Origin of the sequence: Paenibacillus rubinfantis (genome assembly GCF_001486505.1) — a bacterium.
Lineage (GTDB): Bacteria > Bacillota > Bacilli > Paenibacillales > Paenibacillaceae > Fontibacillus > Fontibacillus rubinfantis.
In genome coordinates, this window is record NZ_LN909066.1 from 721,503 (window position 1) to 743,557 (window position 22,055).

Here is a 22,055-nt window from a genome sequence, read left to right on the forward strand (position 1 = left end):
ACTTGAAGCTTGGATCTCTAGCTCCGTCTCCTTATTTCCTAGCCTTTCGGCTTGTCCGGTAAGGCGGCTGGCAGTGCGGGCAAAAATGCGTTCCCCGCCCTCCCACGACCGTCTTCTCCACCGGCTGTCCGCAATTCAGGCATGGCTCTCCTTGACGGCCGTACATCCGCAGGGAATGCTGAAACATCCCCATTTCCCCCTGCCCGTTTACATAGGACTTGATGGAGGAGCCTCCCGCTTCCACCGCTTCGGACAACGTCTCCACGATCGCAGCGTGTAACCGCTCCAACTGCGGCTTGGTTAGCTTGTCCGCCGGATGCTCCGGATGGATGCCCGCCCGGAACAACGCTTCATCTACATAGATATTCCCCAAGCCCACAATGTATTCCTGGTTCAGCAGCGCCGGCTTAATCTTGGTGGTTCGCCGGGACATCGCCTCTTGGAAAGCGGCGGCGGTAAACGAATCCTCCAGCGGCTCCAACCCCAGTTTCGCCAAAGGCTTCTGCTTCGATTCCTCGCCGGGCGCAAAGAGATGCATGGTCCCGAATTGGCGTACATCCTTATAGCGGAGCTCCGTCCCGTCCGTGAATTGGAAAATCACATGCGTATGCTTCTCCACCTCATCACCGGTCTGATACACCCCATAACGACCTTCCATCCGCAAGTGGGAGACGAGCACCAGCCCGTCCATCACGATGCGCAGGAATTTCCCGCGGCGGCCGATCTCTACGATGGTATGGCCGGCGAGCTCGGCTTCAAACCGTCGGATATCATCCGGGCGTTGGATGATTCGCGGCAGGGACACGTGGACGCTTTGGATCGTCTTGCCGACGATCAATTGGGTTAAAGTCCGTCGGACCGTTTCGACCTCCGGCAATTCCGGCATATCCTCTCACCTCATTCTAAGATGTTAGGCGAAGCTTGCCTCGCCTTTCTCCTACTTCGCTTCGTACCAATTGAATCCGCTGGACACCTCGGCCTTCAAAGGGACGGTCAGTTCCAAAGCTTTTCCCATCGTTTCCGGAACAAGCTTACTCATGAGCTCCAACTCCTCCGGCGGCACCTCGAACACCAATTCGTCATGCACCTGGAGCAGCATGCGGCTCTTGAGCCCATGTTTATGAAGCTCCTCGTCCATCCGCACCATCGCCAGCTTGATGATGTCCGCCGCCGTCCCCTGAATCGGCGTGTTCATCGCCGTACGTTCGGCGAAGGAGCGCAGGTTGAAGTTCGAAGCGTTGATCTCCGGGAGGTAACGGCGGCGCTCCAGCAGCGTTTTCACGTAACCGTCGCGTTTGGCCTCCTTGACGATGTCGTCCATGTAACGCCGCACGCCTTGGAAGGCATTAAAGTATTGCTCGATGAACTGGGAGGCTTCTTTCCGCGTGATGTTGAGGTTCTGGGACAAGCCGTAATCGCTGATCCCATACACAATCCCGAAGTTCACCGCTTTGGCCGAACGGCGCATATTGGCGTCCACCTGATCCGGACCTACGCCAAACACATCCATGGCCGTTTTCGTGTGGATGTCCATATCATGCAGGAACGCTTCCTGTAATCCCGGATCCCCCGAAATATGAGCCAATACACGAAGCTCGATCTGCGAATAGTCCGCGGCCAGGATAAACCATCCTTCCTCCGAGGGGACAAACACCTTGCGGATTTTGCGGCCTTCCTCGAGGCGAATCGGGATGTTCTGCAGGTTTGGAAACTGGCTGCTCAGGCGCCCGGTGGCGGCGATGGTTTGCCGGAAATACGTATGCACCTTGCCGGTCTTTGGCGAGATCTCCTTCAGCAGTCCCTCGACATAGGTCGATTGCAGCTTGGCCAACTGGCGGTATTCCAGAATAAACTGGACGATTTCATGGTATGGCGCCAGCTTTTCCAGGACCTCCGCATCCGTCGAATACCCGGTTTTCGTTTTCTTGATCACCGGCAGCCCCAGCTTATCGAACAGGATTTCCCCTAACTGCTTCGTTGAATTGATATTAAATTCCTGACCGGCAATTTCATAAATGCGCGTGACCAATTTGTTGATTTGGGCTTCAAATTCCACGCCGAGCTCTTTCAAGGCTTCCTTGTTTACGGCGACGCCTTGCTTCTCCATATCGGCCAAAATCCGGGATAACGGCATTTCCAGATCGTAGAATAGCCGCTCCATTTCATATTTCTTCAGCTCTTGCCGCTGCAGCGGCAGGATGCGCAGCAAAGCGTCCGCCTTACGTGCCAAATGGTGGCTTAACACTTCAGGTGCCGGCACCTTGAATTTCGCACCTTTACCATAGACTTCGTCGTCCCCAGGCACCGGAGGGAGCTGATATTTCGCCGCCAGCCCGCTGATCGTCTGGTCGCTTTCCGTCGGGTCAAGCAAATAGGCGGCCAGCTGTACATCGTGCTCGGCTCCGGCAAACGGAACGCCATGCCAGGACAGCACCAAATCCGCCCGGTGCAGGTCGTACCCGCGCTTCGGCACCTGCTCGTCGGCCAGCCAAGCGCGCACTTCCGCAGCCGCTTCCGATTGCAGCACGTCAAACGGCAGGAAATAATGGCGGCTGGCGGTGGACATCGCCATCCCCATCATCGTAGCCTGATGCGGATTGTCCCCATGGGACTCCACGATGATCCCTTCAAGGTTCGGCAAATCCGCGGCCAGCTCGGACAGGTTGTCCCCGGTAACCGTGGTCACTTCGATTTCAACCTGCTCCGCAGGAGCCGCTTCACCGTTGGCATTCCCGCCGCCGGCAAAGGACATCCGCTCCAGCAGCGATTTGAACTCCAGCTTGCGCAGCATCGGGACGGCGGATTCTTCCGGAATACCTTCAAACTTCATCTCTTCCCAGGTACGCTCGACAGGGACCTCGCGGAAAATGGTTGCCAGTTGTTTGCTCATCCGAGCGTCGTCCGCATGGTTCACCAGATTTTCCTTCATTTTTCCCTTCAGCTCGTCGGTATGAGCTAACACTTCCTCAACGGACCCGAACTGGTGCAATAATTTCAGGGCCGTCTTCTCTCCAATCCCCGGCACCCCGGGAATATTATCGGACGTATCGCCCATCAGTCCTTTCAAATCGATGATCTGCAGCGGCTTAAGCCCGTATTTCTCCTCGATTTGCTGCGGACCATAAGGCTCGACCTCGGTAACCCCTTTGCGCGTCAACGCCACTTTAACCCGATCGCTGACGACCTGCAGCATGTCCTTGTCGCCAGTAACGACAAGCACCTCTTGACCGATCTCCTCCGCCCGCTTGCTAAGGGTGCCGATAATATCGTCCGCTTCGTACCCTGCCAATTCAAACCAAGCGATGCCAAAGCTCTCCAGCAGCTCGCGCATCAACGGAAATTGCTCGGACAGCTCGGACGGCGTTTTGTCGCGTCCGCCTTTGTACTCCTGATAGCCCTCATGACGGAACGTTACCTTGCCCGCATCAAAGGCAACCAGCATATGCGTAGGGCGCTCCTCTTGAATCAAGCGCAGCAGCATGTTCGTAAAACCGTAAACGGCATTTGTATGCAGGCCGTTGGAATTGGTTAGCGGCGGCATGGCAAAAAACGCCCGGTAAATAATGCTGTTCCCATCTATAAGTATCAATTTATCCATACGACACCTCGTCCACAGTTTTCTACCTTTTCTTATGATAACACAGGGGCCATCCCGATAACACCAAAGCGGGCATTGGAAAAGAAAAACCGGCCCCGGCTTGCGATATTTCGCAAGCCGGGGCCGGTTAATCCCGGTTAAAGCCGAATTTATTGATTCAAGTCCGGACGATGACCGGTCACCAGATAAACGGCGCTTTCGCCGATATTCGTGGCGTGGTCGGCGATCCGTTCGATATACCGGCCCACCAGTGTCAGCAGCATCGCCTGCTGGAGGGATTCCGGATTCGCGATCATAAACGCATACAGCTCGTGAATCATTTGGCTGTAAAGGTGATCGACTTCGTCGTCGTCCTTGGCCATTTTATAAGCCAAATCGGTATTTTCATCCAAATACGATTGCAGCGATTCCCGCACCATCAGAATAACCAACTCGGACATTTTGGGGATATCGATTAACGGTTTGATGAGCTTCTGCCCTTCCAGCCGCGTCGTGACCTTGGCGATATCGATGGCCAGATCGCCCATCCGTTCCAAATCGCTGGAGATCTTAAACGCGACGATAATCCGTCGTAGATCCTTGGCCACCGGTTGCTGGGTGACGATGAGGCGCGAGCCAATCTCCATAACCTGCTCCTCCATCTGGTTCAGCTCCACGTCGCGTGCAACGATCGCTTTTGCTTTCGCCGAGTCTAGAGCCTGCAGGGCGTCGATCGACTCCGTCAAAGCGTGCTCGACATGCTCGCCCATTTGTCTCAAGAGCTGCCTTAAATCCTCCAGGTTCTGATCAAATTCCTTTCTTTGAATCATCTTGCTGCAGCCTCCTTCTTATCCGAAACGACCGGAAATGTAATCTTCAGTGCGTGGATCCTGCGGTGTGGAGAAGAGCTTCTGTGTATCATCCGCCTCCACGATCTCCCCGTTTAGGAAGAAGACGGTTCGGCCAGAAATACGCGCCGCCTGATGCATGTTGTGCGTCACCATGACGATCGTATAACTATCTTTTAATTGCTGCACCAGCTCTTCAATCTTGAGGGTTGAGATCGGGTCCAGCGCTGAAGTGGCTTCATCCATCAGCAGAATCTCCGGCTGCACGGCAATCGCTCGGGCGATGCACAAACGCTGCTGCTGGCCGCCGGACAAGCTGAGTGCTGATCGTTTCAGGAAGTCCTTAACCTCGTCCCACAGCACGGCTTGGCGGAGACTCCGCTCCACGATTTCATCTAGGGCTGCTTTGTTCTTCATGCCATGCAGCCGAGGCCCATAGGCCACATTGTCATATATCGATTTCGGAAAAGGATTCGGCTGCTGAAACACCATGCCCACCCGTTTCCGCAAAGCTTCCACCTCAACGTCATCCCCGTAAATGTCGGTGCCGGCGATTTGTACCGAGCCTTCGATCCGCGTCCCCGGAATCATGTCGTTCATCCGGTTCAAGGTCCGCAGCAGCGTCGACTTGCCGCAGCCGGATGGCCCGATAAATGCGGTGATCGCTTTCTCCGGAATATCCAGGGAAACGTCTTTTAGCGCATGAAATCGGTCATAGTAGAGGTTCAGCTTTTGAATCCGGATCAGGTTATCCATCACAGTTCTCCTTCACAAGTAAACATCTTTGCCTCCGGACGCAGGGCTTAACCCTGACTGACCGGGAAAATGGCGGACAAACTTGAAGCACGGTACCCGCCTTCCGGCGAGCCCGTGCCAGCGCTTCGGTTATGAATTTAGTATGCGCGAAACAGGATTTATCCCATGTAAAACAGTTTCATTTTATCGCACTTATGTAAATGCACATGAGTCTAAATGTAAACGCTGTGTAAAATCTTACTCCGATTTCACCAATTGACGTAGTTCATCCAATACGGTTCGCGTTCGGCCGGCTGCTGTTTCCGAGGAGCGGAACATCTCTTGGCCGCGTTCCTCTACAGTTCGAGCGGATGCTACCAGCGCTTGGAACGTCCCGTCCGCATTCCCAACCCGTCCGTGGCTCTCCGCCATCTCCTCCGCCGTAGCGGACGCGGTGGCCGCCGTTTGCTGGATCAAACGGTTCACGACCCCCAGCGTCAAACCGATCTCCTCCGAGAAGCTTTTGGTCTGCAGCGCCAGCTTGCGAACCTCGGAGGCCACCACCGCAAATCCCCTCCCATGTTCACCCGCATGCGCCGCTTCGATCGAGGCGTTCATGGCCAGCATGCCGCTTTGATCCGCAAGACTGCGGATCTGATCGGCGATGGAGGATATCTGCTTGGTCCGCTCCAACAGCTCCGCCACTTGCTTCTCTTGGGAGCGGGACATCTCGAGCACGCGGCTAAACGAAGCGATGACGGCCTCCAGTTCCTGCCGCCCTTCCGATGATAATCCGTTCATCCGCTCGGATTCTTGCAAGCTTCGCTTTGCAGATTCCGCCACTTCAGCAATCGAGCGCTCGATCTCTATGATCCGATCGCGGCTTTCACGGACCGCCGCCCGCCTGGCTTCATCCGCCTCCCGCTGCAGCTGCCGGGACATCTGCATCAGATCCTGTACTGTCAGGATCCCGTAATAATGCCCTTGATCAGTCAGGATTAACCCGTCATAGAAGGAAGCACCCTCCCGTCCCAACGCTTGATCCAGCAGTTCGCCGGGTGGTGTATCCAGTTCGCAGATCAACGGCTGTCGTTCGGCAAATTGAAGCGAAGGCACTTCATAAAACAAATCGGCAGCAAACCGTCCGGCTAAGTGGCGAAAGAAACGATCCCGCATCAGCATCCCTAACGGCTTGTGATCAACATCACAAACCACAACACACGGAAGCTCAGGCTGCCTTTGGAATTGCCCCAGCACCTGTCGGCAAGGAACCTCCGGACCGATCACCGAAACCTGACGGCAAAAGGACCGGACCTCAACCTCCGCAGATAATGCGTCCTTTGCGATCATAGGCTCCCTTTTCCAATTGCCGCTTTCCATCGCCACCGTCCCCTCGCCTTCTTTGTTCGCTTCCAACCTCTCAGTCTCTTGAAGCGTCGAAAGTTCCAGTACCGCGGTGATCTGATTATCCAACTTGATCCACTCCCCCGTAGGTATCCATTGCGTTCTATCTACTTGAATCATAGAGGGAGAGTGTTAAGGGGATATTTACGGGACTTTTGTCCTATGTAAAAAGAACGCCCATCATGAGATCACATGATGGACGCCTTTTTCTTGTTAACAACCAGTTTATAGCCAACGCCGCGAATCGAATCGATATGCACCGATTGCGGATCCAGCTCAAGCTTCTTGCGCAGCGAGCTGACGTGGACATCCACCGTCCGCTGCCCCCCGATATAATCGAACCCCCATACGGCGTTCATCAGATCGTCCCGGGTCATCACCACGCCGGGCTTGCGCGCTAAATACAGCAGCACCTCAAACTCTTTGGGTCTCAGCGTGATCGCTTCCCCGTTTAACGTGACTTCGTATTTCTCCGGGTAAATCGTCAAGGCGCCCAGGACAATTTGCGAATTCTCCTGCTGCACCGGTTTGTCCCGTTCCTCTTGGCCGGAGGATCGGCGAAGAACGGCGGCAACACGAGCCAGCAGCTCGGCTACGCCAAACGGCTTTGTGATGTAATCGTCGGCTCCGGATTTCAAGCCCTGCACGACTTCCTCCTCCGCATTTTTTGCGGTTAGGATAATCACCGGCGTCATCACACCCTCGCTTCGCAGCTTGGACATGATTTCGAAACCGTTCATCCCCGGCAGCATCAAATCAAGCAATATCAAATCAAAATCCTGCTGCAGTGCGGTCTCATAACCGGTCTGCCCGTGATCCTCTACGACAACTTCATAGCCCTCACTCGTCAGGTTGTAAGACAAAAGCCGGGCTAACGTCGGTTCATCTTCGATAACCAATAGACGTTGTGTCATAGTACCCCCCATTTGTTTGCGGTACAAGTTCATGCTCTGAACCAATATCACTTTAATGACAAGCCCAGCATATCACGGCATTGTTAACGCGGTGTAAAGTTTTTGAAAAAACGGTTTACACTTTATTCGTATGTTCTTCGGGCCGATCTTAATCATCCAGAGCATGCATCAGGGGGAGCTCCAGAGTAAACGTCGTTCCTTCGCCAACTTTGCTCTCCACGCGGATAGTGCCGCGATGCAGTTCCACAAGGTGTTTAACGATGGACAAGCCAAGCCCCGTCCCACCGGAGCTGCGGGATCTGGCCTTGTCAACTCGGTAGAAGCGTTCGAAAATCCGCGGCAAATCCTTTTTGGGGATGCCGATCCCCGTATCGCTGATCCGAAAGCGAACCTTCTCTTCATCTTCACCCTCGCCTATAATGCTGGCCGATACGTCTACCTTTCCGCCTTCCAGGGAATAGCTGATCGCGTTGGACAGCAAATTCATGAAGATTTGCCGCAGCCGGTCTTCATCCCCTTCGATAAACAGGTGCTCGGGCACATCGTGCGACATGGAGATGGATTTTTTGCTTGCCGCCGGGAGAAGCACTTCATAAATGCTGTCGAACAGCTCTTTCAGATGAACGGGCGCATATTCCAACGGCACCCGCTTCGATTCGATTTTGGACAGCTCGAGAATGTCGCCAATCAACCGGTTTAACCGATCTCCTTCGTCATAGATGATCTGCAGGAAGGAGCGGGCCGTTTCCTCATCCTTCACCCCGCCGGCCAGCAGCGTTTCGGCGAAGCCCTTCACTGCCGCGATCGGCGTCTTTAATTCGTGGGACACGTTGGCGACGAATTCGCTGCGAATGCGCTCCAGCTTGCGGATTTCGGTGACATCCTGCAGCAGGAACAACATACCGCGGTAGTCGCCATTATCCTCGAACATCGGCACGCTGTCGAACAGCAAAATTTTCTCCTCGGGATCGTAGACGTTCCGCTCCTCCTGAAACACTTCCTTGCGGGCGATGCCTTCTTCCATGAATTTGGTAAATTCATAGTTTCGCTTGAGTACCTGAACCGATTTGCCCAACAGTAACTCGCCCCTCATGTGCAGGATTCGCTCCGCCTCCCGGTTAATCAAGGCGATCCGCTCCGAGTCATCCACCATCAGAATTCCGCCGGTCATGTTCGCAAGCACGCTCTGCATCAAATCCTCGTTATCGCGGATCCGCTTGAGCTGCTGCTGCAAGCTGTCCGCCATCCCGTTGATCGCTAAGCCCAATTGGCCGATTTCGTCCTTGCGGGCCAGCTTGACCCTGGCATCGTAATCAAACCTGGAGATCCGATGGGCAACGCGGGTGATCTGTTCCAGCGGTCGGGTCAACCCCGCCGCCACCCGGTAACTCACCAAACCCGCGATTAGGAAAAGGATAAGCAGCCCACCAAACATCCAAATCCACCCTTGGACAAGACCCTTCTCCACAGTCGCCAAACTCATCGAAAGGCGGATGTAGCCGTCAAAATCGCCGGCGGTTACACGGTGAGCGACGTACAGCATATTTTCACCAACGGTATCGCTGAACCGAATCGCGCTGCCGACGTTCCCGTCCGCCGCCGACTCAATTTCCTGCCGGTGCGCATGGTTATCCATCCGCTCCGGATCGGATTCGGAGTCGCCAACGACCATGCCGTCCAGCGTGATGAACGTGACACGGGAATCGGTCAGCTCCTGTAACTGCTGCGCTTGACGTTCGTAATAAGCGCTCGCCTCGGAATTTCCTTCCACGGGAACGAAATCGAGGGTCGTTTCAAGCAACTTAATTTCCCGGGCCATATTCTCCTCCAGCGCCCGGATATGCGAGTTTTTAAACATTTGGGCCATCGTAATGCCGGCAGCTAGCATCGAAATGCCAAGGAGGATCATTAAAATGAAGGTTAGGCGCGTGCGAAAAGTTTTCATCTTTATTTGAACACCGGGTCCTTAAAGGCGGCCAGCTTCGACAACGAGTCCTTCTCCACACCTTCATGCAGGCTATCTCCATGCGAATCCATCGTTACGATAGCAGCGAAGCCTTCGACCTCCAAATGCCACATCGCTTCAGGAACTCCAAACTCCATGAAATCAACGCCGTTGACCTTCTTGATGCATTCCGCATAATACTGCGCCGCTCCGCCGATTGCATTCAAATACACGCCGCCATGTTCTTTCAAAGCCGCAAGCGTCTTGGGGCCCATCCCGCCTTTGCCGATCACCGCGCGGATGCCGAATTTCTTCATGATATCTCCTTGATACGGTTCCTCGCGGATGCTGGTAGTTGGTCCAGCCGCCTTCACATGCCAGCCTTCCTCATCCTTCAGCATCACCGGTCCGCAATGATATATCACCGCACCGTTCAAATCCAGCGGTGCATCATGGTCCATCAAATATTTGTGCAAGGCATCGCGGCCGGTGTGCATTTCACCGTGGATAACTACGACATCGCCAACCCGCAGACTGCGAATTTGCTCCTCCGTTACCGGGGTTTGCAGCACGATTTCACGACTGGCCGGGGCCTGTGTTAGCTCGGATGCTACGCCTGTTTCGGCCGTCTCCAAATCCCCTACAGGTACCTCGCTGCCGCGCTCGTACAGCCATTCGCGGATCGCGCCGGTAGCCGGATCAATATCGACTCCCTGGCGGCGGAACGCCCAGCAGTTGTAGGCGACCGACACAAAGAAGCTGGCCGGAAGCCGGTTGATCGCTCCGATTTTACAGCCCAGCAAGGTCACTTCCCCACCGAAGCCCATCGTGCCGATCCCCAGTTGGTTGGCCGTTTCCAAAATATAACGTTCCATCCGGTCCAGATCGGGATTCGGGTTCACGTCATCCAGCGGGCGGAACAGCTGCTGTTTAGCCAACTCGTACCCCGTCGTGCGGTCGCCGCCGATCCCGACCCCAAGAAATCCTGCGCTGCAGCCCTGCCCCTGCGCCTGATAAACGGCATGCAAAATACATTTGCGAATACCGTCGAGATCCCGCCCTGCACGACCCAGGCCTTCCAGCTCCGTCGGCAGGCTGTATTGAATATTTTTATTCTCGCATCCGCCGCCCTTCAAGATCAGCCGAATGTCGATCGTATCTTGCTCCCATTGTTCGAAATGGATCACCGGTGTACCCGGTCCCAAATTATCTCCACTGTTTTCTCCCGTTAAGGAATCCACGGAATTCGAACGCAGCTTTCCTTCCTTCGTTGCCCGCTTTACCGCGGTGTAAATCGCCTTCTTCATCTCGATCTGGTTTGCCCCTACCGGCGTATGCACGATAAAGGTCAACATTCCAGTATCCTGGCAGATCGGCGAAACCTGCTCCTCCGCCATGCGGATGTTTTGCGCGATGGTCGACATGGCCAACCCGGCCCGTGTCGCCCGGTTCTCCAGGGCTCGCCCCCGGTTCACCGCACGCCGTACGTCGCCCGGCAACCTTGTTGAAGCTTCCACAATCAATTCGTATACGCTTTCTTCAAACTGGTGCATGATCCAAGAATCCCCTCTCCCTGTCATCTTGTTTAACCCTTGAGCGCAAAAAAAGCTAAACCTTATCGCGTCTTTCATCATATCGCATTCTTCAGATTTATAATAACATAAGAACTAGTTTCGGTTGACAATTTCTGTCCAAAATCAACTCCAAAATAAGCGAGGTTTATCACTGATGAGCTACCATTTTCCTGCTTACCTGTACCGCCTGCGTTCCATCCATCGCTGGAGCTTGATGCGCAGCACCGCCGCCGACAGCGTGGCCGAGCACTCGTTCCATGTCGCGTTGTTAGCCCATCTGCTGTGCGAAATTGGAAACGCCCATTTCGGGCGCCGGTTGAAGGCGGAACGCGCCGCGACATTTGCGTTGTTCCATGACGCTACGGAGGTGTTCACCGGTGACATCCCCACGCCGGTCAAACATCATAATCCCCGGCTTTTGTCCAGCTTCCGCGAAATGGAGACGATCGCTGCGGAGCGCTTGCTCTCCATGGTTCCACCGGAGCTCCAGCAGGTGTATGCCCCGCTGCTCTCTCCCGGTCAAACGGCGGATTCGCCCGACGATACCGAATTGCTTGTATATGTCAAAGCTGCGGACAGTCTGGACGCTTATTTGAAATGCGCCTGGGAGCTCACCGCCGGAAATCGGGAATTTGCCGTTGCGAAGACGCAGCTTCTGGATAAACTCCAGCGGCTACAACTCCCCGAAGTCGACTATTTCCTGGAACACCTGGCGCCGAGCTTTGAAATGACGCTGGATGAGTTGTCCTTTTCAGAGGGGCAAGAGAAAGAATAGAGAACATCTGGAGGAAAAAGAAACCCCCAAGCCGTTCGGCACCGCTGCCGATAAGCTTGGGGATTTCTGTTGATTCTCTGAATTACATACAGCCTGCCCACAGCCTTGCTAGCCGTTCACGATCTCCCCACCGTTGATATGCAAGACCTGACCGCTCATATACGAGGAATCGTCCGAAGCCAGGAATACATAGGCCGGAGCCAGCTCCTCCGGTTGGCCGGGCCGCTGCATCGGCGTGGTTCCTCCAAACTCGGACACCTGCTTCTCATTAAAGGTTGACGGGATCAACGGGGTCCATATCGGGCCTGGTGCCACCGCATTTACCCGGATGCCTTTGCTCCCGACGATGTTCATTGACAATGCCCGTGTGAAGCTAACGATCGCGCCTTTTGTTGCCGAGTAATCGATGAGCTGCGGGTTGCCTTTATAGGCCGTCACCGAGGCCGTATTAATGATCGCACTGCCTTGACGCAAATGCGGCATCGCTGCCTTGGTTAAATAGAACATGGCGAAAATGTTTGTCCGGAACGTCTTCTCCAGCTGTGCCGCCGTTATGGCCGTAATATCGGGCTGCGGATGTTGCTCAGCCGCGTTGTTGACCAGGATGTCCAGGTGTCCTAGCTCCTGCACCGTTTGCTGCACGGCCTGCTCGGCGAAGGCCTCGTCGCCGATATCGCCGGCAATCAGGAGGCAGCGGCGCCCTTCCTGCTCGACTTCCTTCCGGGTTACGCCCGCATCCTCGTGCTCGTTCAAATAGACGATCGCCACATCGGCACCCTCTTTAGCGTAAGCTACGGCGACGGCCCGTCCAATGCCGCTGTCCCCGCCGGTGATCAGCGCCACTTTGCCCGTCAGCTTGCCCGCAGCCTTATAATCTCCTTCATAGACCGGGCGCGGGTGCATCTCCGCTTCCACACCGGGCTGATGATTCTGGTGCTGGGGCGGTAAAGTCTGCTTCGCTTGTCCGTTTCCTGCCACTTCTGCATCCTCCTTCGGGTTCTCGGTATCTAGGTGCGAAGTACCCATCGCTACCTTCCCTATTAGGATGGCCCGGCGGCTCCGGCTTATCCCTGCTTATTTCCAATGAACTCCGAATCGCTCGACGAACCATTTCTCGTCACACTTACGAAGAGAGAGATTTTTCTCCCTTCGTTCCATCGTCCGTTCCCTTAACAGAGCCTCGTCCAACAGCTCACCTTCAAACGTCTGACGCACCAGTTCCCGGCTGGCCGAAATCAGTTCATCGCCAAAATGCAAATAGGCAAGGGTCATTAAATCGTTCCCCCACTGCTCCCCACTGTTGTCATAGGGGAAATTTTGCCGAAATACTTGAGTTAACGTCACTTCCGGAACGTAGCGGCAGACCCCGCCCTGAAGCCATAACCTCATGGAAAATTCCGCGGTCTCCAGCTCTTTGCCGATAAAACCGTCCTCCATCCCCCCCATTTCCCGAAACTTCTCGCGTCGGACGGCAAGACATTCCCAGGACAACCAAGGGATCTCCTGCAGGTCTGCATTCCGGATCGGGTACCCGCGCACCGCCCCCATGATTCCTCCAATTTCCTTCCCTTTCGGAGCGGAGGAACGCTCACTCTTCTCAAACGCAGGCGACACCGCGTCCGCTTGTCCCAACATCAACGGCTCCAACAACCGTTCCATCCATTCGTCATCATAATATAAATGAGATCCGCAAAAGATCAGATAATCTCCTTCGGCATGAGCAGCCCCCATATTGCGGGCCGAAATTCCCGGCTCTCCCTTGATTCGTTTAAACGGCCGATCAAACCGGTAACCCATCAAAAAATCACAGCACCCGTCGACCGAACCTTCGTCGACGATAATAACTTCATAAGGAAGCGTCGTATGCGACACTTTCAAAGATTCCATCGTGGTGTACAGGTCAATTCCGTTGTTCTTGACCGTAATAATGATTGAAACTGAACTAGATTCGGAAGACATACATGATCTCCTTAATTTTGGTTAGAATAAGTAATTGAACCATTTCAGTAAATCCCATGATTCCATAATAACCCAATTCGTACTTTCAGTAAATACAAACAAAACCTGTAGTTTATTATCTTTCCTCCGGCTTCTCACTAAGGTTAAATACAGGAGGGGTGTTATGGATTACGAGGCATTGGGGAAAAGGCTGCGTCAAGAACGGCATAAAATGCACTTGACCCAGGAAAAACTCGCCGAACGCATCGAAGTTTCGGACGCATACATAGGGCAAATCGAACGGGGAGAGCGAAGCTTGTCCCTGGAAACACTCATCAAACTGGCGAATCAATTAGGTGTTACCGTTGATTATTTGCTCCATGATTCAATTGAGATCAGCGATGACCATTTTATGGACCAGATTCAACAGATCGTTATGAACCGGTCGCCGAAAGAGAAACAGCTGGCGCTCGATATTTTGAAATTAATGTTCACTCATTTGGACGAATTAAAAAAAGAGAATCCTTAATAGTAAAGTGGCTTACGCCGAAATGAATGCGCAGCAACAAAAAAAGACCTGCCGGCTTTTTCGCCGGCAGGTCTTTTGGGTTTCTTCTAAGGAATTAAATAATGGTACTGAACACCATAAAGAAGGAGATCAGCAACACCGTCACGGATAACAGCGCACTTAACGTACGCAGCTTCCCTTCCTCCGCGGTTACGGTCTTATTCTGACGAATCCCCTCCAGCGCCAAGCGCAGCGGCTTCGCCATGATCCCGCTAAACGCGCCGATCGCCAAAAACAAGATGACAATCACGATCATCCAAGCTACGGAATAATCGCCTTGGCCAATCAAATAGCCGCCCGTCAACAGTTGGAGGATCAACCCGACCTGTGCGTATCGGTTCAAAGTATGCACAGCGGATACCGTTCCTTCCTGAGCTGCCAACGACAACTTCCCGATTCGACCGAGCACAAACGGCAGGACCAGGTAAAAGCCCAGTGCCAACGCGCCGATGATATGTAGGAATAACATGACTTGATACATTAACATAACCGCCCTTTCCGCGTCAATTACATATATTATAATCTATTATAACTTTGGATGGAAATAAAAGAAACGTCTGACGGGGCGGACTGGGGATTCGAAGATAAGGAATGGGGGCAACGCGGTGAAATGTTCCTACGATCGCTGTTGTTCGCAGGTTTCCTGATTCGATAACTTCAGATGAGGTCGAAACCCGCTCACAAAGGCGAACGCTCCGCTTCTTCGGAATCATTTCCCGCTTTTGCCCTGCTCCTTATCATATAGAAGCCTCAGGGCCCGCCCCTTCAGACTCAGGGCGGGCAGGAAAACCCTTGATAAGGAATGGGGGCAACGCGGCGAAATGTTCCTACGATCGCTGTTGTTCGCAGGTTTCCTGATTCAGTAATTTCAGATGAGGTTGAAACCCGCTCACAAAGGCGAACGCTCCGCTTCTTCGGAATCATTTCCCGCTTTTGCCCTGCTCCTTATCATATAGAAGCCTCAGGGCCCGCCCCTTCAGACTCAGGGCGGGCAGGAAAACCCTTGATAAGGAATGGGGGCAACGCGGCGAAATGTTCCTACGATCGCTGTTGTTCGCAGGTTTCCTGATTCAGTAATTTCAGATGAGGTTGAAACCCGCTCACAAAGGCGAACGCTCCGCTTCTTCGGAATCATTTCCCGCTTTTGCCCTGCTCCTTATCATATAGAAGCCTCAGGGCCCGCCCCTTCAGACTCAGGGCGGGCAGGAAAACCCTTGATAAGGAATGGGGGCAACGCGGTGAAATGTTCCTACGATCGCTGTTGTTCGCAGGTTTCCTGATTCGGTAATTTCAGATGAGGTTGAAACCCGCTCACAAAGGCGAACGCTCCGCTTCTTCGGAATCATTTCCCGCTTTTGCCCTGCTCCTTATCATTTAGAAGCCCTAAAGCCCGCCCCTTCAGACTCAGGGCGGGCAGGAAAACCCTTGATAAGGAATGGGGGCAACGCGGTGAAATGTTCCTACGATCGCTGTTGCTCGCAGGTTTCCTGATCCGGTAACTACGTTTTGTTCTGAGATTGCGGGATTTTTTTCGCTGCTGGATCTTTCCACATCATCGCAATGACGAGGCCCACAACAATGAAAACCGTACTGAAATAAAACGGGTAATTAATATCGATATCAAACATGATTCCGCCGATAATTGGCCCAAATACATTTGCCAGCGAGGTGAAAAACGAATTCATTCCACCAACGAAACCTTGATCATTCCCTGCAATACGCGAGAGATACGTCGTCACTGCGGGACGAATTAAGTCAAAGCCAATAAATACGGTGAACGTGACGAGCATAATCATCCAATACGAATTCACAACGGTTAATGCCATCACCAATACCGCCGAGAAAATCAAACTAAAGCGCACCAATTTAATTTCTCCAAACCGCTTCATTAGACGATCAAAGAGGAGAACCTGACAAATGGCCCCGGCAATCGCCCCACCCGTAATCGCAATAGCGATGTCCCCCGGAGTAAAGGCATACTTATGGTCAACGAATAACGAGAAGAAGGACTCGAAAGCCGCTAAACCGAAGGATGCAACAAATATGACGATAAACGCAATCAAAAAACTCGGTACTAAAATTTTGGCTAAGCTGTTTTTCGCTGCTGTTCCTAGTTCTACCTCCGGTTCTTCTTTACGCCCTGGTTCCTTTAACAGGATTTGCGATAAAAGCGCTGCGACAAAACCGAGTACTCCAGCTGCAAAAAAAGGAACACGTATCCCAACATCCGCTAAAAAGCCGCCGATCCCCGGTCCAATAATGAAGCCCGTACTAATCGCTGCGGACATGTAGCCGAGTGCTTTCGGCCGATAATCAAGCGTCGTAATATCGACGATAAACGCGGTTACGGCCGGCATAATGAAGGCGGCACTTAGTCCGCCTAAAATACGGGAGATAAACAATACATCGATGGTTTTACCCAACCCAAACAAAAATTCGGAACCGCCAAATATGATTAATCCAAGAACGATCATGATTTTTCGACCAAAACGGTCAGCGGCTTTCCCTGCAAACGGAGAAACGACTAATTGGGTTAATGCAAACGATGCTGTTAAATAACCGACAACCTTTCCGCTAATCGATAACTCATTCATTAACGTTGGGAGCACCGGAATGACGATGCCAATCCCCAAAAACGCAATAAATAAGTTCATAAGTAACAAGCTAAGCGTAACTTTTTGCTTCTTTTCCACGTTGAAAACCTCTACTTCCTTGATTTACGTCTACAACCTAGAATAAACCCTACAGTTACTGTAGGGTCAAGTTCGATCTCTTACTTTATTTTTACTTTTAGCTCAACTACGAATTCGGTTGGTTCTGTTGGTGAATAATTCATAGGCATAAAGACCTCATATACAGGTGAGTGCGGTTCTTGAACCGCAGCGTACAGCTTTTTATAAGCTTTAAAATAGGTTTCATTGTTTTCGAACAAAAATGCTATATTCGCATACTTCCCACCCGGCATTTCGAGAATTTGTTCGTCTTCATGTATGAGTTCCACATAACGCTCTGTCAATAAAGGTGTAAACAAATAATCATAAAATATTTGCTTGAATGTCTCATAGTCTTTCATCTCATAAATGGCACCATATTTACTAATGATTGTACCTTCACGCTCAACCATTTTTGTAAATGTACTAAAAGTTTCGCCGGTTATATTGTCTACGTTTAAATCAACGGTTTTCAGGGCGATCAAACGCTGTGAAGTCATCTCTGTTTCATAAACCTCATTGTATTTTGGAATGTTCATTTTTTCAGTGATGAGCTCTTTGGTTTTTAAAAGCGCCTGTTGTACCTCAAGCATGCGTTGTACTTTCTGTTCAACCCTTTGTTCTTGATCGGATAAAAATTCGAGGAGCTGCGTAGGCGTCAACGACTGTGCGTATTTAATACTTTCAAGCGGAGTGCCAATATACTTTAACGATTTGATTAAATCCAGTTGATAGATTTGCGTTTCACTATAATAGCGATAATGGGTTAGCGGATCGACATATGCCGGCTTAAATAGGTCGATTTGATCATAATAATGCAAGGTCCGAATTGGCAAATTGACGATTCTTGATATTTCACTTATAGTTAAATAATTTTTCTTCATGCAGTGACCCCACTTGCCTCCGTTATCTCAACTTTATTATTAGCATACATCTAGAAAAAAAGCCCTCCCAACATGCGCCGGGAGGGCAAATCTAAACGGAGTGTGTTTCTAAAGGATGCCGGTCGACGAGCACCGGCTCGGAACTCTACATATTATTGATGACATGGTCCGCGAACTCGGAGCATTTCACTTCCGTAGCGCCTTCCATCAAACGAGCGAAGTCGTAAGTGACCGTTTTCTTGTTAATCGAGCTCTCCAAACCTTTATAGATCAGGTCCGCCGCTTCTTGCCAGCCCAGATGCTCCAGCATCATAACACCGGACAAGATCACGGAACCCGGGTTGACTACGTCGAGGTCAGCGTATTTCGGCGCTGTACCATGCGTTGCTTCGAAAATAGCATGCCCGGTCACATAGTTGATGTTAGCACCCGGCGCAATGCCGATGCCGCCAACTTGCGCGGCCAAGGCGTCGGACAAGTAGTCACCGTTCAGGTTCAACGTCGCGATGACATCGAAGTCCGTCGGCCGCGTCAATACTTGCTGCAGCGCAATATCGGCAATCGCATCCTTGATGATGATTTTGCCTTCGGCTTCCGCCGCTTTTTGCGCTTGGTTCGCTGCGTCTGCGCCGGATGCTTCCTTGATCCGGTCGTATTCGGCCCAAGTGAATACCTTATCGCCGAATTCCGCTTCTGCTACCTCATAACCCCAGTTCTTAAACGCACCTTCGGTAAATTTCATGATGTTACCTTTGTGCACAAGTGTCACGCTCTTGCGACCGTGTTTGATTGCATATTCTACCGCTGCGCGGACGAGGCGCTTCGATCCCTCTTCCGAAACCGGCTTGATGCCGATACCGGACGTTTCTGGGAAGCGGATTTTCTTCACGCCCATTTCGTTTTGCAGGAAGGCCAGCACTTTCTTCACTTCTTCGGAGCCTTCCTTATACTCGATGCCGGCATAAATATCCTCGGTGTTCTCCCGGAAAATCACCATATCCACGAGCTCCGGACGTTTCACCGGGGAAGGTACGCCTTGGAAATAACGGACCGGACGCAGGCAGACGTACAAGTCCAGCTCCTGGCGAAGCGCTACGTTCAACGAGCGGATCCCGCCGCCAATCGGCGTGGTCAAAGGTCCCTTAATAGCCACAATATATTCGCGGATCGCCGTCAGCGTGTCCGCTGGCAACCACTCCCCGTATGTATTGAAGGCCTTCTCGCCGGCGAACACTTCGTACCAAGCGATTTTTTTCTCTCCGCCGTAGGCTTTCTCCACGGCGGCGTCCAATACGCGTTTCGAAGCTTTCCAAATATCGCGGCCAGTACCGTCGCCCTCAATAAAAGGAATGACAGGGTGATTAGGCACCTGAAGCTTCCCGTCCTGAATCGTAATTTTCTCACCTTCAGTAGGAAGATCGAACTTTTCCAGTTTCAACATGTTTACGGTTTCCTCCTTCAGTCTGTTTGCTGCATCTCACGGTCTCCATTTTACCACAATGTTCCTTGGAGCTCCCGTATGGCTGCTTATCTTAGTTCAATAGGAACGTATTTCTGATTGGTTACGCCCGTATATTCCGCACGCGGACGGATCAGGCGGTTATCTTCCAGCTGCTCCAGAATATGCGCCGTCCACCCGGACAACCGGCTGATGGCAAAAATCGGCGTAAACAGGTCACGCGGAATTCCCAGCATCGTGTAGACCGAAGCGGAATAAAAGTCCACGTTAGGCTTCAGCCCTTTTTGGCCGGTAACGAGCTGCTCCACTTTGACGGAAATGTCGTACAACGTGGAATCGCCTTTCAGGATGCTTAGCTGACGCGACATATTTTGCAGATGCTTCGCACGGGGATCGCCGTTCTTGTAGACGCGGTGGCCGAAGCCCATGATTTTCTCCTTATTAGCCAGCTTCTTCTGAATATACGGCTCCGCTTGATCCAGCGTACCGATCTCGGCCAGCATGTTCATGACCGCTTCGTTGGCCCCGCCATGCAGAGGTCCTTTGAGGGTGCCGATGGCCGAAGTGACTCCCGAGTAAATATCGGATAACGTCGCGATCGTCACGCGGGCGGAGAACGTCGAAGCGTTCAGTTCATGGTCAGCATGAAGCACCAGCGCTTGATCCAAAGCGCGAACCGCAATCGGATCCGGTTCCTCGCCGGTCAACATGTAGAGGAAGTTGTGCGCGATCGAAACGTCCTTAAGCGGAGCGACCGGTTCCTTCCCATCCCGGATACGTGCAAAGGCGGCGATTAAGGTCGGAATTTGAGTTTGGAGTTTGATCGCCTTCAATTGGTTGCTTTCGCGGGAGTTGTCGTTGGCGTTCTCATCATACAAAGCAAGAGCCGATACGGCAGTACGAAGCACTGCCATCGTGTTGGCAGTCTGCGGATACAGCTTCATCTGTTCAAGCACTGCATCCGGAACCGCGGCGAAATCGCTCAATTGCCGCCGCAGGCGTTCCAGGTCAGCTTGATTGGGCAATTTGCCGTACCATAACAAATAAGCCGTTTCTTCAAAACTCGCACGTTCCGCCAAATCGTCGATATTAATCCCACGATAGGCGAGCACGCCATCATGAATGGAGCTGATCGAAGAGGTTGCCGCAACAATGCCTTCCAGGCCTTTCGTAGCTGTCATGAACCATCTCTCCTTTGTTAACATTTTGTGAGCAAACAAGCCCCTGAAAACATTTTCAAAATTGAAAGTTTTAAATTTTCGGAGTTAACCAATAACGGGCCTATAAATGCAGAAATATAGCTCCACTGCTTACTTCTTCATCATACTGGATTTCCGAAAACATGGGAACCGCTTCAGCACTACTGGGTACATCAAATGATTTTATCACAACAATAAAGAAATTTTGTAAACGATTCCAGCTGTGCAATGAATTATATCACATATCTTGATGAATTGTACGGGGCGGAATACTCAGGCCGGACAACTAATAGAGTAGAACTAGGACATGTACTTATGAAAAGGGGAAGTGCCTCATGGATCACGTGATCGTCAAACGCGTGCTGCGCGGCAGCTGGATATGCGTTGTCCTGATCGGCTCTATTTTGGCGGTCTATTGGCTGCTCCCGCTGATTTATCCGTTTTTGATCGCCTGGCTGCTTGCTTACGCGATGAATCCGTTTGTCCAGTGGCTCCAAAAAAGCCTGCGGGTGCCGAAATGGCTAGCCGTAACGCTGTCGCTGCTCATATATTTCGGAAGCGCGGGAATCATCGTATCGGCAGCGTTAACGCGACTTGTCAAAGAGTTGATCCATTTTGCCGAATCGTTTGATCTACGTATCGCCGAGTGGAGAAATCTGTTTGTCTCGTGGACGCAAAGCGAAGGCATTCAATCGATCATTACCGAGATCAACCGTTTTATTGCCGACAATCCTGGCTATGAAAATACGATTCACAAAAATATCGACAATACCACCGAAAGGGTAGGTTCCTTTGTTTCCCACCTCGTGAATAACGTGCTGGAAACGATCGTCACCCTGCTCTCCTCCCTGCCCAATTTAGGGGTGATCCTCGGGGTTATTTTGATGGCCACCTTTTTTATCAGCAGCCACTGGGAGCGGGATGTGCGATTCTTGGCCGCCTCCATCCCTTCGCCGTTCCGCAAAACCGCAGGTGCGATCTGGCGCGATTTGCAGCGTGCGTTATCCGGTTATCTTCGCGCCCAATTCATCATGATTTCCATCACCGCGTTTATCGTGCTGCTCGGCCTGTTAATTTTAGGCGTCGACTCCGCCTTTACCTATGCCCTGCTCATTGGACTTGTCGATTTGCTGCCATATCTGGGCGTTGGCACGGTGATGATTCCCTGGCTGATCTATGCTTTCGCCACCGGCGATGTCACGCTGGGAATCGGGCTGGCCGTGCTGTACGGGGTCATCCTGGTAGCCCGCCAGCTGATTGAACCCAAGGTGCTGGCCAGCAGTGTTGGACTGGATCCCTTGCCCACGCTGATCGCCATGTTTGTCGGCCTGAAGCTGTTTGGCGTGTTGGGGCTCCTGATTGGCCCGGTCACGCTGGTGATCCTGGGGGCCGCCGTCCGAGCCGGCGTCGTCCGCGATTTGCGCAACTATATCCTTCATGGGCGACTAAGGTAGCGATACCGCTTGAGGTTAAAAAAAGGGCATCCCGTCTCTCCTGACGAGATGCCTTTCTTTTCGATCCGGG

At 52.3% G+C, this 22,055-nt stretch carries 18 protein-coding genes; 3 read left to right on the forward strand and 15 right to left on the reverse strand.

Annotated features, from left to right (window positions below; all coding sequences use genetic code 11):
• Positions 1–31: 31 nt before the first annotated feature.
• From mutM to BN3277_RS20915, 8 genes are all read right to left on the reverse strand, one after another.
• Positions 32–886 carry a DNA-formamidopyrimidine glycosylase gene (mutM, locus tag BN3277_RS20880; RefSeq protein ID WP_059046049.1) on the reverse strand — a complete coding sequence of 285 codons (855 nt, stop codon included), beginning with the start codon at positions 884–886 and terminating at the stop codon, positions 32–34.
• A gap of 51 nt (positions 887–937) precedes the next feature.
• Positions 938–3,598, reverse strand: coding sequence for a DNA polymerase I (gene polA, locus BN3277_RS20885; protein WP_059046050.1), 2,661 nt, complete (start codon positions 3,596–3,598; stop codon positions 938–940).
• Between the two features lie 149 nt (positions 3,599–3,747).
• Positions 3,748–4,407, reverse strand: coding sequence for a phosphate signaling complex protein PhoU (gene phoU / locus BN3277_RS20890; protein WP_059046051.1), 660 nt, complete (start codon positions 4,405–4,407; stop codon positions 3,748–3,750).
• Between the two features lie 18 nt (positions 4,408–4,425).
• Positions 4,426–5,184, reverse strand: coding sequence for a phosphate ABC transporter ATP-binding protein PstB (pstB, locus tag BN3277_RS20895; protein WP_392396647.1), 759 nt, complete (start codon positions 5,182–5,184; stop codon positions 4,426–4,428).
• A gap of 234 nt (positions 5,185–5,418) precedes the next feature.
• Entirely contained in the window at positions 5,419–6,633 is a 1,215-nt protein-coding gene (locus BN3277_RS20900) for a methyl-accepting chemotaxis protein (RefSeq protein ID WP_059046053.1), read from the reverse strand.
• A 119-nt stretch (positions 6,634–6,752) separates the two neighbouring features.
• Entirely contained in the window at positions 6,753–7,478 is a 726-nt protein-coding gene (locus BN3277_RS20905; RefSeq protein ID WP_059046054.1) for a response regulator transcription factor, read from the reverse strand.
• A 148-nt stretch (positions 7,479–7,626) separates the two neighbouring features.
• Positions 7,627–9,423, reverse strand: coding sequence for a two-component system histidine kinase PnpS (gene pnpS, locus BN3277_RS20910; protein WP_059046055.1), 1,797 nt, complete (start codon positions 9,421–9,423; stop codon positions 7,627–7,629).
• A 2-nt stretch (positions 9,424–9,425) separates the two neighbouring features.
• Positions 9,426–10,976 carry a fumarate hydratase gene (locus BN3277_RS20915; protein WP_059046056.1) on the reverse strand — a complete coding sequence of 517 codons (1,551 nt, stop codon included), beginning with the start codon at positions 10,974–10,976 and terminating at the stop codon, positions 9,426–9,428.
• 175 nt (positions 10,977–11,151) lie between these two features.
• Between BN3277_RS20915 and yfbR the strand changes: the two genes are divergently transcribed.
• On the forward strand, positions 11,152–11,772 hold the full coding sequence (gene yfbR / locus BN3277_RS20920) for a 5'-deoxynucleotidase (RefSeq protein WP_059046057.1): 621 nt from the start codon (positions 11,152–11,154) through the stop codon (positions 11,770–11,772).
• A 108-nt stretch (positions 11,773–11,880) separates the two neighbouring features.
• Here yfbR and BN3277_RS20925 read toward each other — a convergent pair whose 3' ends face one another.
• Together BN3277_RS20925 and BN3277_RS20930 are read right to left on the reverse strand one after the other, a co-directional pair.
• On the reverse strand, positions 11,881–12,750 hold the full coding sequence (locus BN3277_RS20925) for an SDR family oxidoreductase (protein WP_059046058.1): 870 nt from the start codon (positions 12,748–12,750) through the stop codon (positions 11,881–11,883).
• Positions 12,751–12,846: 96 nt separating this feature from the next.
• Positions 12,847–13,731 (reverse strand): glycosyltransferase family 2 protein, encoded by an 885-nt coding sequence (locus BN3277_RS20930; RefSeq protein WP_059046059.1) that lies wholly within the window; start codon positions 13,729–13,731, stop codon positions 12,847–12,849.
• Positions 13,732–13,894: 163 nt separating this feature from the next.
• On the opposite strand from BN3277_RS20930, the gene BN3277_RS20935 reads away from it, so the two are divergent.
• A complete protein-coding gene (locus BN3277_RS20935; RefSeq protein WP_059046061.1) occupies positions 13,895–14,239 on the forward strand; it encodes a helix-turn-helix domain-containing protein in 345 nt (114 codons plus the stop codon).
• 94 nt (positions 14,240–14,333) lie between these two features.
• Here the strand turns inward: BN3277_RS20935 and BN3277_RS20940 are convergent, their stop codons facing one another.
• The 5 genes from BN3277_RS20940 to citZ all read right to left on the reverse strand — a co-directional run bounded on the left by BN3277_RS20940 (position 14,334) and on the right by citZ (position 20,513).
• On the reverse strand, positions 14,334–14,759 hold the full coding sequence (locus tag BN3277_RS20940; protein WP_059046062.1) for a hypothetical protein: 426 nt from the start codon (positions 14,757–14,759) through the stop codon (positions 14,334–14,336).
• Between the two features lie 1,018 nt (positions 14,760–15,777).
• Positions 15,778–16,932 carry a multidrug efflux MFS transporter NorA gene (gene norA, locus BN3277_RS20945; RefSeq protein WP_059047375.1) on the reverse strand — a complete coding sequence of 385 codons (1,155 nt, stop codon included), beginning with the start codon at positions 16,930–16,932 and terminating at the stop codon, positions 15,778–15,780.
• Between the two features lie 119 nt (positions 16,933–17,051).
• On the reverse strand, positions 17,052–17,873 hold the full coding sequence (locus tag BN3277_RS20950) for a MerR family transcriptional regulator (protein WP_059046064.1): 822 nt from the start codon (positions 17,871–17,873) through the stop codon (positions 17,052–17,054).
• 145 nt (positions 17,874–18,018) lie between these two features.
• Positions 18,019–19,314, reverse strand: coding sequence for an NADP-dependent isocitrate dehydrogenase (gene icd / locus BN3277_RS20955; RefSeq protein ID WP_059046066.1), 1,296 nt, complete (start codon positions 19,312–19,314; stop codon positions 18,019–18,021).
• 86 nt (positions 19,315–19,400) lie between these two features.
• Positions 19,401–20,513, reverse strand: a complete 1,113-nt coding sequence (gene citZ / locus BN3277_RS20960) for a citrate synthase (RefSeq protein WP_059046067.1) — start codon at positions 20,511–20,513, stop codon at positions 19,401–19,403.
• A 353-nt stretch (positions 20,514–20,866) separates the two neighbouring features.
• Here citZ and ytvI point away from each other — a divergent pair, with 353 nt between their 5' ends.
• A complete protein-coding gene (gene ytvI, locus BN3277_RS20965) occupies positions 20,867–21,985 on the forward strand; it encodes a sporulation integral membrane protein YtvI (protein ID WP_059046069.1) in 1,119 nt (372 codons plus the stop codon).
• The last annotated feature ends 70 nt before the right edge of the window (positions 21,986–22,055 follow it).